We start from the raw sequence: 13,965 nt of genomic DNA, 5'->3' as shown, positions 1-13,965 counted from the left end.
ACTACGGCGGATCAGTCCTCGTAGGCGTCCAGCGGCGGGCAGGAGCAGACGAGGTTCCGGTCACCGAAGGCCTGGTCGATGCGGCGCACCGGCGGCCAGTACTTGTCGGCGACGGAGACACCGGCAGGGAAGACGGCCTCGTCGCGGGTGTAGGCGTGCGTCCACTCGCCGCCGAGCGCCCGCGCGGTGTGCGGGGCGTTGCGCAGCGGGTTGTCGTCGGCGGACCAGGTACCGGAGGCGACCTTGTCGATCTCCGCGCGAATGGCGATCATCGCGTCGCAGAACCGGTCCAGCTCGGCCAGGTCCTCGGACTCGGTCGGCTCGATCATCAGCGTCCCGGCCACCGGGAACGACATGGTCGGCGCGTGGAAGCCGTAGTCGATGAGGCGCTTGGCCACGTCGTCCACGCTGACCCCGGTCGCCTTGGTGAGCGGGCGCAGGTCGATGATGCACTCGTGCGCGACCAGGTTGCCGGGGCCGGTGTAGAGCACCGGGAAGTGCGGCTCCAGGCGCTTGGCGATGTAGTTCGCGGAGAGCACGGCGACCTGGGTGGCGCGCTTGAGGCCCTCGCCGCCCATCAGCCGGACGTACGCCCAGGAGATCGGCAGGATGCCCGCGCTGCCCCAGGGCGCCGCCGAGACCGGGCCGACACCCGTCTCGGGGCCCGCCGACGGCTGCATCGGGTGGTTGGGCAGGTACGGCGCGAGGTGCGAGCGGACCGCGACCGGGCCGACGCCGGGGCCGCCGCCGCCGTGCGGGATGCAGAACGTCTTGTGCAGGTTGAGGTGCGAGACGTCGCCGCCGAAGTGACCGGGCTTGGCGAGGCCCACCAGGGCGTTGAGGTTGGCACCGTCCACGTAGACTTGGCCGCCCGCGTCGTGCACCTGGGCGCAGATGTCCGCGACGTGCTCCTCGAACACGCCGTGCGTGGAGGGGTACGTGATCATCAGCACGGCGAGTTCGTCGCGGTGCTGCTCGATCCTGGCGCGCAGGTCGGTGACGTCGATCTCGCCGTCCTCGGCGGTCTTCACCACGACGACCTTCATACCGGCCATCACCGCGCTCGCGGCGTTGGTGCCGTGCGCGGAGGACGGGATGAGGCACACGGTCCGGCCGGTGTCACCGTTGGCACGGTGGTAGCCGCGTACGGCGAGCAGTCCGGCCAGTTCGCCCTGGGAACCGGCGTTGGGCTGGAGGGAGACCTTGTCGTAGCCGGTGACCTCGGCGAGCCGGTCCTCCAGCTCGCGGATGAGGGTGAGGTAGCCCTCGGCCTGCTCGGCGGGCGCGAAGGGGTGCAGCGCGCCGAACTCCGGCCAGGTGACCGGCTCCATCTCGGTGGTGGCGTTGAGCTTCATGGTGCAGGAGCCCAGCGGGATCATGCCCCGGTCGAGCGCGTAGTCGCGGTCGGCGAGCTTGCGCAGGTAGCGCAGCATCGCGGTCTCGGAGCGGTGCTCGTGGAAGACCGGGTGGGTGAGGTAGTCGTCGGTGCGCAGCAGCGCGCCGGGCAGGGTGTCCTCGGCGGTGGCGTCCAGCGCCTCGATGTCCCCGTCCACGCCGAACGCGGCGAGCACGGAACCGACGACGGTCCGGTCGGTGGTCTCGTCGCAGGCCAGCGAGACGTGGTCGGCGTCCACCAGGCGCAGGTTGACGCCGTTGTCGCGGGCGGCGGCGACCACGTGGGCGGCCCGGCCGGGCACCCGGGCGGTGACGGTGTCGAAGTAGGCGCCGTGCACGGTCTCCACGCCGCCCGCGGTCAGACCGGCGGCGATGAGCGTGGCGTAGCGGTGGGTGCGGCGGGCGATGGTCCGCAGGCCCTCGGGGCCGTGGTAGACGGCGTACATACCGGCCATGACGGCGAGCAGCACCTGCGCGGTGCAGATGTTGCTGGTGGCCTTCTCCCGGCGGATGTGCTGCTCACGGGTCTGCAGCGCGAGCCGGTACGCCTTGTGGCCGTCGGCGTCCACGGAGACGCCGACGAGGCGGCCGGGCAGGCTGCGGGCGAACTTCTCCTGCACCGCCATGTAACCGGCGTGCGGGCCGCCGAAGCCCATCGGGACGCCGAAGCGCTGGGTGGTGCCCACCGCGATGTCCGCGCCCAGCTCGCCCGGCGGGACCAGCAGGGTCAGGGCGAGCAGGTCGGCGGCGACGGTGACGAGGGCGCCCAGCTCGTGGGCCTGCTCGATGACCGGGCGGATGTCGCGGACGGCACCGGAGGCGCCGGGGTACTGGATCAGCACGCCGTTGATCTCGCGCCCGGCGAGGTCGGCCGGGATGCCGTCGGTGAGGTCCGCGACGACGACCTCGACACCGGTCGGCTCGGCGCGGGTCTCGATGACGGCGATGGTCTGCGGCAGCGCGTCCGCGTCGATCAGGAAGAGGCCCTTCTTGTTCTTCCCCATGCGCCGGGACAGCGCCATCGCCTCGGCGGCGGCGGTGCCCTCGTCGAGCAGCGAGGCACCGGAGGTGGGCAGCCCGGTCAGCTCGGCGACGGTCGTCTGGAAGTTCAGCAGGGCCTCCAGACGGCCCTGGGAGATCTCCGGCTGGTACGGCGTGTACGCCGTGTACCAGGACGGGTTCTCCATCACGTTGCGCAGGATGACCGGCGGGGTGAACGTGCCGTGGTAGCCGAGGCCGATCATGGAGGCCAGGACCTGGTTGCGGTCGGCCAGGGAGCGCAGCTCGGCCAGCACCTCGGCCTCGGTGCGGGCGCCGGGGAGGTCCAGGGCGTCGGCGTTCTTGATCACATCGGGCACCGCGGTGGCGGTCAGCTCGTCCAGCGAGCCGTAGCCGATCTGCGCGAGCATCTTGGCCCGCGCCTCCTGGTCGGGCCCGATGTGGCGCTGTTCGAAGGGGATGCCCGCTTCGAGCTCGGAGAGCGGAGTGCGGTGGGCGGTCATGGCGGGGGGCCTCCTGGTCTGACACGACCTGTGAGGGACACCACGGCATGGATGTCCCCGGACGGCCTCCCCCTCTGTCATCTCAACCTGAGAGCTTCACCGGGCCCTGCGGGGGCACCGGTTTTCACCGTCGGTGAGAGCGGAAGCCGTGACACCCGCCCTGCTTTCCAGAGTGACCTCGTCCGTGCGGTACGTGAGCCTGAGAGATTCCGGGGAGGATTTGCTCCTTCGGCGCCTCCGACGTGCTCGGAGGACTCTCCCGCACGGGGTCCGCGGCCGATGCCAGCCTACCAGCGAGCCCGTGAGCCGGGCCTTCGAGTGGCCGCCGTCACGAATGTGCTCTTTTGTAGAGCCTGGGGGCGAGTTGCGACCACGTGGAGGGAGAGGGACCGTGCAGACCGACATCGATCCGCGCAGCCTGATCGGCCGCAAGGCGTTCGACCGCGACGGCACCAAGATCGGCACCGTGGACGAGGTGTACCTCGACGACGCGACCGGCGTGCCGGAGTGGGCGGCGATACGCACCGGTCTGTTCTCCCGCGACGCGTTCGTCCCGCTGGAACCGAGCGAGCTGGTCGAGGGCACGCTCCGCATCCCGTTCGAACGCGCCCTGATCAAGGACGCCCCGGACTTCGGCGTCGGCCGTCATCTCTCCCCCGAGCAGGAACTCCAGCTCTACCACCACTACGGCCTCGACGTGGCCGCCTCCTCCCCGCCCCCCGACCACGACTTCGGCCGGATCGCGGGCACCGGGGAGAGCTGAGCCCCGGCCGCCGCCCGGTCCTCCTCCGGCACCAGCGGAAGCGGCTCGGCCCGCTCCAGTTCCGGATCGTCGCCGCGGAACGTACGCACCCGGCCCGGTCCGGAGTACGGCGTCTCGAACCGCACGGTGACCCGGCCGAGCCCGCTGCCCTGCACCCAGCCGTGTCCGAGCCCCGCGTGCCGTACGTCCTGCCCGGCCCGCCACTGCCGCTCGGCGGGCTCCGCGGAGACCCGCGGCACGGCCTCCGGTTCGGGTTCGGCGGGCGCCTCCGCCGCCCGCTCCCCCGCCGCCTGCGCGAACAGGTCCTCCTGCGTGAAGTCCGCGAGCCCCGTCACCCCGACCCCGAGCAGCCGCACCCCGCCGGTGGTGTCCACCTGCTCCAGCAGCCTGGCCGCCGCCTCCCGGACCACGGCGGGATCGTCGGTGGGTCCGCGCAGCGTCTCGGAGCGGGTCAGGGTGGAGAAGTCGTACCGGCGCACCTTGAGCACGATGGTCCGCCCGGACAGCCCCGCCCCGCGCAGCCGGGTGACACACCGCTCGGCGAGCCGCCGCACCTCGGAGCCGACCCGCGCCCGGTCGTGGATGTCCGTGTCGTAGGTGTCCTCCACGGACACCGACTTGGCCTCCCGCTCGGCCACCACCGGCCGGTCGTCGCGGGCCAGCGCCATCGCGTACAGCGCGTGCCCGTGCGCCCTGCCCAGCAGCCGTACGAGTTCGTCCTCCCCGGCCTCCTCCAGCTCCTGCACGGTGGTGATCCCGGCCCGGCGCAGATGGTCGCCGGTGGCGGGGCCCACGCCGGGCAGGGTGCGCACCGGCAGCGGAGCCAGCAGGGCCCGTTCGGTGCCGGGCTCGATGACGACCAGGCCGTCCGGCTTGGCCCGCTCTGAGGCGATCTTGGCGAGCATCTTGGAGGCGGCGAGACCGACGGACGCGGTGAGACCGGTGATCTCGCGGATACCGGCCCGCAGTCCGACCCCGACCCGGCGCGCCGTCGCCTCGTCCCGCGCCGTGCCCCCGGCCTCCAGGTCCACGAACGCCTCGTCCAGGCTGAGCGGCTCCACCAGCGGAGACAGCTGCCGCAGCAGCGCCATGACCTGCTCGCTGACCGATCGGTAGAGCGTGAAACGCGGCACCAGATAGGCGGCGTTCGGTGCGAGGCGGCGGGCCTGGCCCATCGGCATCGCGGAGTGCACCCCGAAGACGCGGGCCTCGTACGAGGCGGTGGCGACCACCCCGCGCGGACCGAGGCCGCCCACGACCACGGCCTTCCCGCGCAGACTCGGCTTGGACGCCTGCTCCACCGACGCGTAGAAGGCGTCCATGTCGAGGTGCAGGATCGTGGGCGCGTTTCTCACACCTACGATGCTGCACCACACCACTGACAACCGGCGGCCGGGCCGCTCTCTGCGGGTCAGACCGCGCGGTTGCGCCGCCTGGCCAGCTCGTCGGCGGGGTTGTGACCGACCAGGGTCTCCCCGGTGTCCACCCGCTCCCCGTGCAGCTGGGACAGCGCGCTCTCCACGTCCCGCCACACCACGCCGACCGCGATCCCGAACACGCCCTGGCCGCCCTGGAGCAGCGCGTGCACCTCGTCGGGCGAGGTGCACTCGTAGACCGTGGCGCCGTCGCTCATCAGCGTCACGCGCTCCAGATCACGGAACCCGCGCTCACGCAGATGCTGCACGGCGGTCCGGATGTTCTGCAACGAGACCCCGGTGTCCAGGAACCGCTTGACGATCTTGAGGACGACCACGTCCCGGAAGCTGTAGAGCCGCTGGGTGCCGGACCCCTGCGCCGAGCGCACACTCGGCTCGACCAGCCCGGTACGCGCCCAGTAGTCCAACTGGCGGTAGGTGATACCGGCCGCCGCGCACGCCGTGGGACCCCGGTAACCGATCTCCTCGGACACCTCGTCGCCGCCCTGCGGCAGGGCCGTGGGCCGCTGCGCGACACGCTCGGCCGAGCTGCCCGCCTGGGCGTACGGCCGCCCGGCGAATAGCTGAGAACCGGGGGGAGGGTACGGACCGCTCTCCCCGAACCCTCGTCCGGGGGCGCCCCCAGCCGTACCGTCGCCGCTGCTTCTCACGCCGACCTCCGTCCTTGACCTGCCTTCTCGACGGTAGGCAGTCACCAGGGGTGCGTCAACGATCGCCACACTCGGCACGCCGAGTGACATTCACCCAAGGAGTGGTTTCCCGTGCCCCACCGCGGGGAAAGGCTAGCCGAATGCGCGCGTGGAGGGCCGTAGGACGCTCTCACGGGACACCGGCAATTGCCATCCGTCCCTCCCGCGTCTACCCCGTGCGGGCGGCCGGGAAGCGGCCCGGACGGCGGAAGCGGGCCCGAGGGCCCGCCCGCTCACCGATCGTCCGCCCGCCGAGCGCCCCTCACCGGTCGCCGCCCACCGGTACCGCTCACTGGTTGCTGGTGCCGAAGTCCTCGGGCGAGATCTGGTCGAGGAACTCGCGGAACTTCTCGACCTCGTCCTCCTGCTCGTCCGGGATGGCGATACCCGCGTCGTCCAGCACCGTGTCGCTGCCGTAGATCGGCGTCCCGGTGCGCAGGGCGAGCGCTATGGCGTCGGACGGCCGGGCGCTCACCTCGACTCCGCTGGCGAAGACCAGCTCCGCGTAGAAGACGCCCTCACGCAGGTCCGTGATGCGTACCTCGGTCAGCTCCTGGCCGACGGCCTCCAGCACGTCCTTGAACAGGTCGTGGGTCAGCGGTCGCGCGGGGGCCATGCCCTGCTGGGCGAAGGCGATCGCGGTCGCCTCCCCCGGCCCGATCCAGATGGGGAGGTAGCGGTCGCCCCCCACTTCGCGCAGGAGCACGATCGGTTGGTTGGAGGGCATTTCGACCCGGACACCTACGACATCGAGCTCGTTCACACAGCAACCCTAGGCCGTGCTCGGGACGTTTGGGTAGTCGGGCCCTCAACAGGCGACCGATCGGAGACCGTGCCCGAGCCCCGGCCGAGCCGCCGTTCAGGGCAGCCGGACGCCGAGAGCGACCTGCACCAGCGCGGTGTGCAGCTTCACCGTGAGCGCCGCCAGCTCGCGCGCGCGGGCCTCCGCGTGGGCGCGGGTCTGCGGGTTGCGGTGCATCTTCAGCGGGGCGACCACCTGGTCCACGAGACCGGCCTCCCGGTCCGCCGCCGCCTTCATGAGGCGCAGATGGCGCGGTTCGATGCCGAACCGGCCCAGTTCGCCGACGAGTCCCGCCACGGTGACCGCCTCGGCGTCGTACGCGCCGTCCGCCTGCGCGGTGAGCAGGCCGTACGACTCCCATTCGGTGAGGTCGGCCTCGGTGATGCCGGCCGCCGCGAGCAGCGCGTCCCGGCCGATCCGGGCCACGGTCGGCCGTTCGGGCGACTCGGGCGCTTCCTCGCCGCTGCGCTGCCGTCCGACCACCGGCAGGGGTACGGCCTCGCCGCGCTCCATCGCGTCCAGGTGCTCCCGGATCACCTTGAGCGGCAGATAGTGGTCGCGCTGCATCCGGAGTACGTGGGCCAGGCGCTCCACGTCGCCGGGGCTGAACTTGCGGTACCCCGCCGGGGTCCGCCGCGGCTCGACGAGGCCCTCGGACTCCAGGAACCGGATCTTGGAGACCGTGACCTCGGGAAACTCGTCACGCAGCGCGCCGAGCACCGCGCCGATGCTCAGCAGGCCGCTGTCCGTGCCGGCGATGCCGCCGCGGGCACCGCCGTTCGGTGTGTGAAGCATGGACCTTCCCTAAGGGTCCCCCCGGACGGCGCCCGGGGGGTCGGTCAGATGCCCTGCCGACTCGCGTAGAAAACGAGCCGGTACTTGCCGATCTGGACCTCGTCGCCGTTGGCGAGCGGGACCTGGTCGATGCTCTCGCGGTTGACATAGGTGCCGTTGAGGCTGCCGACGTCGGCGACCGTGAACGCGCCCTCGGGCGAGCGGCGGAACTCCACATGACTGCGGGAGACCGTCACGTCGTCCAGGAAGATGTCGCTCTGCGGGTGACGGCCCGCCGTGGTCAGGTCGCTGTCCAGCAGGAAGCGGCTGCCCGAGTTCGGACCGCGCCGCACCACCAGCAGGGCGGACCCCATCGGCAGCGCATCGACCGCCGCCTGCGCCTCGGGCGACAGCGCGGGCACCTGCGTCTGCCCGGTCATCTCGCTGTCGTACGCCTCAAGACCCGAGATGGAGATCGTGGACGTCGTCTCCGACGCGCGCTCCGGCGCCACTCCGGGACGCAGCGGCGCACCGCAGTTGGAACAGAAACGGGCGTTCTGCGCGTTCCGGTTGCCGCACCTCGTACACACCAGGACCGACATGGACGGTTCCTCCTGCCGCGGCTGCCCCGCGGGAGCGTTCGACGCATAGGGGTCGGAGGCGAACCCTCCACCCGCACTTGAGGCTTGCCCGAAACCTATGCCGCCGGACTGAGCAGGGTCAACCGACGCCCCGCCCGGATTCCCGGGAATGTCACCGCCCGGACCAGCCACCTGGTCCCGGAACAGGGGACGCGTCCCCTCCGCGTCTGGCTCCGCGCGATGACGGGCCGCCGTGTTCTCGCCGCCGTCTCGCGCGCTCTTGCCGAACAACTTCGCAAACAACTTCACGGGCGATTCCCCTTGACCGAAACAGACCCGCCCGTGGGGCAGGACGAACCCTGAATGCCTACACCGGCCGACCCGGACACCTTCACAACGTCCGTGGCCACCAGACAGTTTCCATCACGCACCACCCCTTCGGTGCGCCGACCCCCCGCAACCTCATGCCCCTGCCGGACGACCCGCATGCACCGTCGGTTCACCGGGCCGACGACCGAGCGTAGTCAGGCTGCTTCGCCTGTCGCAAGGCGTCCACGACGATCTTGTCCGCCCGGTCCACCGTCACCGTGGCCTGCTCCTTCTCCAACGTCTGCACCACTCCTCCCGGAATGTTCAGAGCCGGTTCCAGATCCTGCGGCTTGCCGATGACCTTGAAACGATAAGGGGTGTTGATCTTGTTCCCGTCGATCGTGACACCCTTGTCCGTGTCGGACAGGTAACTGCTCGCCACCACCCGGACCTGATCGACCTGAATCGCCTCGGCACCGGCCGCGCGCAACTCCTGGATCGCGTTGAGCAGCATGTCCGCCTTCACCGCGCCCTTCGGGTCCTCGATCGTCATGGTGATACCGGGACCCTGCGCGGCCACCGTGCCCGCCAGGATGCCGAGTTGCCGTTCCTTCTCCTCGGTCTGCTTGCGGGCCTCCGCCGCCTGGTCGGAACTGCTCTGCAACTCCTCCCGCTGCTTCTCCAGCCCCTGCTTCTCGTCCTCAAGACGTTGGGTGCGGTCGTCGAGTTCATCGAGGATGCGTACAAGATCCTCCTGGCGGGCGCCGCGCAGCACGTTGCCGCTGTCGCTGTTCGACGCCACCTGCACCGCCAGCCCGAAACCCAGGCCGAACAGCAGCACGGCCACAATCAGTTGGGCCCGACTCAGACGCGGCGGCCACAATCCGGCCCACAGCCGCTGCCGCCCGGTGACCTGCGGCTCCGCGCTCTCCTTGGGCTCCGGGGCACCCCCGTACTCCGGCTCGGACGCGGGCACCTCGGCGGGAAGCTCCCTGCGCAGCCGGTGCTCCGGCCGCTCCTGCTCGTCGCTCATCCCCGTCACGCCCGGAACACGTGCCGCCGGATCGCCGCGGCGTTGGAGAAGATACGGATACCGAGGACGACCACCACCCCGGTGGACAACTGGGCACCCACGCCCAGCTCGTCACCGAGGAACACGATCAGCGCGGCCACGACGACATTGCACAGGAACGACACCACGAAGACCTTGTCGTCGAAGATGCCGTCCAGCATGGCCCGCAGACCGCCGAACACCGCGTCCAGCGCGGCCACGACGGCGATCGGAAGATACTGCTCCATGACCGCCGGAATCTCGGGGCGGACCAACAGGCCGGCCACGACTCCTACGACGAGGCCCAGTACGGCGATCACGATGTGCCCTTCTCAGTCTTCTCGGTGCTCGGCTGTGCTGTTCGTACGATCACACTCGGTGCGGCGGGCAACCGGACGTCGCCCTCGGCGGAGATGGTGGCGCGGATGCCGAAGTTCTGCTCCAGCGCGTGCAGATACAGCCCGTCCGCACCGTCCTGGAACCGCGTGGCGAGCCGCTGTCCGTCCCCCACCGCGAGCACCGTGTACGGCGGCACCAGCGGCTTGTTGTCCACCAGTATCGCGTCACCGGCGGCCCGGATCGCCGACAGGGCGGTCAGCCGCTGCCCGTTGACGGACACCGCCTCCGCGCCCGACGCCCACAGCCCGTTGACCACCCGCTGAAGGTCCCGGTCACGCAGCCGCCCGGTGTCGGAGAAGTCCGCGGTCTGCCGCGGATTGGTGCCGCCGTCACCGGAGTCGGCCTCCTTGGCGTCGTCCACCACCAGCTTGACGCCAGGACCGTGCACCGCGGTTGCGCCCGACAGCATCCCCACCAGATCGGCCCCGGCGCTGCCACCGCTCTCCCGCAGCGCGACCCGCTGCCGCTCCCCCACGTCGTCGCGCAGCGCATCGACGTCGCCCTGCAACCGGTCGGCGTCCTTGGTCTCGCGGTCGATGCGGTCGATCAGCTCCTGGCGCTCCTTGGCCACGACGGGCGCCGCGACATGCGTCTGCGCCGCCCCCAGGGTGACGACCAGCGCGGCGAGGACGAGCCCGCCCGCCAGCACCAGCCTCGCGCGCAGTGTGTTCGGCAGCCCGCCCGTGCCACCGGCGGCACGCTTGCGGGTGGCGGCCTCGGCGTAACCGTCGTCGAGGCTGTGGTCCATGACATTGGTGATCAACGACATGGAGGCGTCCGGACGCGGCGCCCCGCGGGGGCTGCTCCGAACGGGGGGCTGCTGCGGCATGCCGCACATCGTCGCACGCCGTGCGCGATTGCTCCGAACGGCCCCACCAGCGTGCCGGACCGGCCCCCGCGAGGAGACCGGTCCGGACGACGGACTCGCTACCGGCCCGCGCTGTCCACGACGGCCGACCACTCGTCCAGCAGGGCCTGCGCCGAAGCGTCGTCGGGGCCCTCGGCCCACAGATGGGTGACGGCCTCCGCCGGGTCCGGCAGCACCATGACCCAGCGCCCGTCGCTCTCCACGACCCGCACCCCGTCCGTGGTGTCCACGAACCGGTCACCGGCCGCCTCCACGACCCGGCGCATCACCAGCCCCTTGACCGCCCACGGCGTGGCCAGGTCCCGCTTGAGCACGTGGGCGCGCGGGATACGGGCGTCGATCTGGCTCAGCGTGAGCTGCGTCCGCGCCACGAGCCCGATCAGCCGTACGAACGCGGCCGTGCCGTCGTAGACACTGCTGAACTCGGGGACGATGAACCCGCCCATGCCGTCGCCGCCGAAGATGGTGCCCTCTTCACGGCCGACGCGGGTGAGGTCGTCGGGCGACGTGGTCGTCCACTCGACCTGCGTCCCGTGGTACGCGGCCACCTGCTCCGCGATACGGGTCGTGGTCACCGGAAGCGCCACCCGGCCGCTGCGCCGCTCGGCGGCGACCAGATCGAGCATGACCAGCAGCGCCCGGTCGTCCTCGATGATCCGGCCCTTCTCGTCCACGAGGGACAGCCGCTCGCCGACCGGGTCGAACCGCACGCCGAACGCCGCACCGGACGACGCCACTATCTCCCCGAGCCGCACCAGGCCCTTGCGGCGCATGTCGCCGGTCTCGGTCGGCCGCGCCTCGTCCAGACCGGGGTTGATGGTCAGCGAGTCCACCCCGAGCTTGCCGAGGAGGCTGGGCAGTACGAGTCCGGCACTGCCGTTGGAGGCGTCCACCACGACCTTCAGCCCCGAGTCCGCGATCCCGGCCGTGTCCACGTTCCGCAGCAGCGACCCGGTGTACGAGTCGAACACGCTGGCCGGGAAGTACAGGTCACCGATCTCACCGGGGAACGCGCGCCGGTACTCCTGGCGGGCGAAGACCCGGTCCAGTTTCCGCTGGCCGCCCTGGGAGAGGTCCGCGCCCTGCCCGTCGAAGAACATGATGTCCACCGAGTCGGGCACACCGGGCGAGGTCCGGATCATGATGCCACCGGCACTGCCCCGCCCGGTCTGCTGCCGGGCCACGGGAAGCGGCACGTTCTCCAAATCCCGCACGTCGATCGCGCTCGCCTGGAGCGCGGAGATGACCGCACGCTTGAGGGCACGGGCACCGCGGGAGTGGTCACGGGCGGTGGTGACCGTGGATCCCTTCTTCAGCGTCGTCGCGTACGCGCCCGCCAGCCGGACGGCCAGCTCGGGGGTGATCTCCACGTTCAGGATGCCGGAGACCCCGCGCGCCCCGAACAGCTGCGCCTGGCCTCTGGACTCCCAGATGACCGACTGGTTGACGAAGGCACCGGCCTCGATCGTCTTGAACGGGTACACCCGGACGTTGCCCTGGACGATCGACTCCTCGCCGATCAGGCACTCGTCCCCGATGACCGCGCCGTCCTCGATTCTCGCCGCTCGCATGATGTCGGTGTTCTTGCCGACGACGCAGCCGCGCAGATTGCTGTGCTGGCCGACGTAGACGTTGTCGTGCACCACGGCCCGGTGCAGGAACGCACCGCTCTTGACGACGACGTTGGAGCCCACCACGGTGTGCTCGCGGATCTCGGAGCCGGCCTCCACCTTGGCGTAGTCACCGATGTAGAGCGGCCCGCGCAGCACGGCGTCGGAGTGGACCTCGGCGCCCTCGGCCACCCAGACGCCCGGCGAGATCTCGAATCCGTCGATATCGACGTTGACCTTGCCTTCGAGTACGTCGGCCTGCGCCTTGACGTAGCTCTCGTGGGTGCCCACGTCCTCCCAGTAGCCCTCGGCGACATAGCCGTAGATCGGCTTGCCTTCCTTCATCAGCTGCGGGAAGACGTCACCGGACCAGTCCACGGACACATCGGCTTCGACGTAGTCGAAGACCTCGGGCTCCATGACGTAGATACCGGTGTTGACGGTGTCGGAGAAGACCTGGCCCCAGGTCGGCTTCTCCAGGAAGCGCTCGACCTTGCCCTCTTCATCGACAATGGTGATGCCGAATTCCAGCGGATTGGGAACGCGCGTCAGACAGACCGTGACGAGCGCACCCTTCTCCTTGTGGAAATTGATGAGGTCGGTCAGGTCGAAGTCGGTCAGGGCGTCGCCGGAAATGACGAGGAACGCGTCGTCCTTCAGTGCCTCTTCGGCGTTCTTGACGCTTCCGGCGGTACCGAGTGGCTTCTCCTCATTGGCATAGGTCAGCTCCATGCCGAGTTCTTCGCCGTCACCGAAGTAGTTCTTGACGAGAGACGCCAGGAACTGCACGGTCACGACGGTCTCGTTGAGCCCATGCCTTTTGAGCAGCCGAAGCACATGCTCCATGATCGGCCGGTTCACGACCGGAAGGAGCGGCTTGGGCATGCTGGAGGTCATCGGACGAAGACGAGTGCCTTCGCCACCGGCCATCACTACGGCCTTCATGTCGGAAGCGTCCTCCTACCAAAGAGATGACGGTCTAACCGACTTCACCCGCCTCCAGTCTCCCGCACATTCACGCACGGGGCCATTGGGGGCCGGCAGCATGTCAGGACAATTCGACGAGCTCAGTCGGTCGTGGCATCCGCTCGAACCAGGCGGCGGACCTGTACCACGTACAGCACTCCTGCCCACCAGTAGAGGGTTGTACCCCACACGGCGAACGCCCATCCGAAAACCGCGGCGGCTGACGCGATCCAGCCGTGCCCGTCGCTGAGCAGCAACAGCGGGAAGGCGTACATCAGGTTGAACGTGGCCGCCTTGCCGAGGAAGTTCACCTGGGGCGGCGGGTAGCCGTGCCGACGGAGGATGCCGACCATCACGGCCAGCAGCAGTTCGCGGGCGAGGAGCAGCGCGGTCAGCCAGAGCGGGAGGATCTCCCGCCAGGTGAGTCCGAGCAGCGTGGACAGCACGTAGAGCCGGTCGGCGGCCGGGTCGAGCAATCGCCCGAGGCTGCTGATCTGGTTCCAGCGACGCGCCAGCTTGCCGTCGAGATAGTCGCTGATCCCGCTCAGGGCCAGGACGAGCAGCGCCCAGCCGTCGCTGTTGGGGCCCCCGAACTCCGGCCGCAGAATCAGCCAGAGGAAGACGGGTACGCCGACGAGCCTCGCCATGCTGAGGATGTTGGGGATGGTGAGCACCCGTTCTGTCTGAACACGGGTCTCCTGGACCTCCACCCGGAAGCCTCCTGTGCGGAAATGAGCCAACGATGCTCCCCGACCCTACCTCAACGCAAAAAAGCTCCGGCTCTCGGGCTGTATGCCCAAGAGCCGGAGCTGTAAAAGGA

12 protein-coding genes and 1 riboswitch are annotated in these 13,965 nt (G+C 70.2%); of the genes, 1 reads left to right on the top strand and 11 read right to left on the bottom strand.

Annotated features, from left to right (window positions below):
• Positions 1-11: 11 nt before the first annotated feature.
• The gene (gene gcvP, locus KUM39_RS18525; RefSeq protein ID WP_217786811.1) at positions 12-2,897 is read right to left on the bottom strand and encodes an aminomethyl-transferring glycine dehydrogenase; all 2,886 of its coding nucleotides are present in this window, start codon (positions 2,895-2,897) and stop codon (positions 12-14) included.
• Positions 2,898-3,074: 177 nt separating this feature from the next.
• Positions 3,075-3,169, bottom strand: a riboswitch (glycine riboswitch).
• Between the two features lie 119 nt (positions 3,170-3,288).
• Here gcvP and KUM39_RS18520 point away from each other — a divergent pair.
• Positions 3,289-3,660, top strand: a complete 372-nt coding sequence (locus tag KUM39_RS18520) for a PRC-barrel domain-containing protein (RefSeq protein ID WP_217786810.1) — start codon at positions 3,289-3,291, stop codon at positions 3,658-3,660.
• Here KUM39_RS18520 and KUM39_RS18515 read toward each other — a convergent pair.
• The 10 genes from KUM39_RS18515 to clsA form a co-directional block, all read right to left on the bottom strand.
• On the bottom strand, positions 3,582-5,015 hold the full coding sequence (locus tag KUM39_RS18515) for a DNA polymerase IV (RefSeq protein ID WP_217786809.1): 1,434 nt from the start codon (positions 5,013-5,015) through the stop codon (positions 3,582-3,584). The two genes, KUM39_RS18520 and KUM39_RS18515, sit on opposite strands and share 79 nt — an antisense overlap.
• A 56-nt stretch (positions 5,016-5,071) precedes the next feature.
• Positions 5,072-5,746, bottom strand: coding sequence for a MerR family transcriptional regulator (locus KUM39_RS18510; RefSeq protein ID WP_217786808.1), 675 nt, complete (start codon positions 5,744-5,746; stop codon positions 5,072-5,074).
• A 328-nt stretch (positions 5,747-6,074) separates the two neighbouring features.
• Entirely contained in the window at positions 6,075-6,548 is a 474-nt protein-coding gene (locus tag KUM39_RS18505) for a bifunctional nuclease family protein (RefSeq protein WP_004934251.1), read from the bottom strand.
• Positions 6,549-6,644: 96 nt separating this feature from the next.
• On the bottom strand, positions 6,645-7,382 hold the full coding sequence (gene ftsR, locus KUM39_RS18500; protein WP_217786807.1) for a transcriptional regulator FtsR: 738 nt from the start codon (positions 7,380-7,382) through the stop codon (positions 6,645-6,647).
• 44 nt (positions 7,383-7,426) lie between these two features.
• A complete protein-coding gene (locus KUM39_RS18495; protein ID WP_308288172.1) occupies positions 7,427-8,251 on the bottom strand; it encodes an FHA domain-containing protein in 825 nt (274 codons plus the stop codon).
• A gap of 190 nt (positions 8,252-8,441) precedes the next feature.
• Complete coding sequence (locus KUM39_RS18490; protein WP_217786806.1) at positions 8,442-9,284, bottom strand: DUF881 domain-containing protein; 843 nt, start codon at positions 9,282-9,284, stop codon at positions 8,442-8,444.
• 5 nt (positions 9,285-9,289) lie between these two features.
• A complete protein-coding gene (locus KUM39_RS18485; protein ID WP_217786805.1) occupies positions 9,290-9,622 on the bottom strand; it encodes a small basic family protein in 333 nt (110 codons plus the stop codon).
• A complete protein-coding gene (locus KUM39_RS18480) occupies positions 9,619-10,539 on the bottom strand; it encodes a DUF881 domain-containing protein (protein ID WP_217786804.1) in 921 nt (306 codons plus the stop codon). Before KUM39_RS18480 ends, KUM39_RS18485 begins: the two co-directional genes overlap by 4 nt.
• An 89-nt stretch (positions 10,540-10,628) precedes the next feature.
• Entirely contained in the window at positions 10,629-13,124 is a 2,496-nt protein-coding gene (locus KUM39_RS18475; RefSeq protein WP_217786803.1) for a mannose-1-phosphate guanyltransferase, read from the bottom strand.
• 122 nt (positions 13,125-13,246) lie between these two features.
• Entirely contained in the window at positions 13,247-13,855 is a 609-nt protein-coding gene (gene clsA / locus KUM39_RS18470; protein WP_217786802.1) for a cardiolipin synthase ClsA, read from the bottom strand.
• Positions 13,856-13,965 lie beyond the last annotated feature (110 nt).

Origin of the sequence: Streptomyces corallincola (assembly GCF_019104725.1) — a bacterium.
GTDB lineage: Bacteria > Actinomycetota > Actinomycetes > Streptomycetales > Streptomycetaceae > Streptomyces > Streptomyces corallincola.
This window is presented reverse-complemented; position numbering and strand designations above follow the sequence as displayed.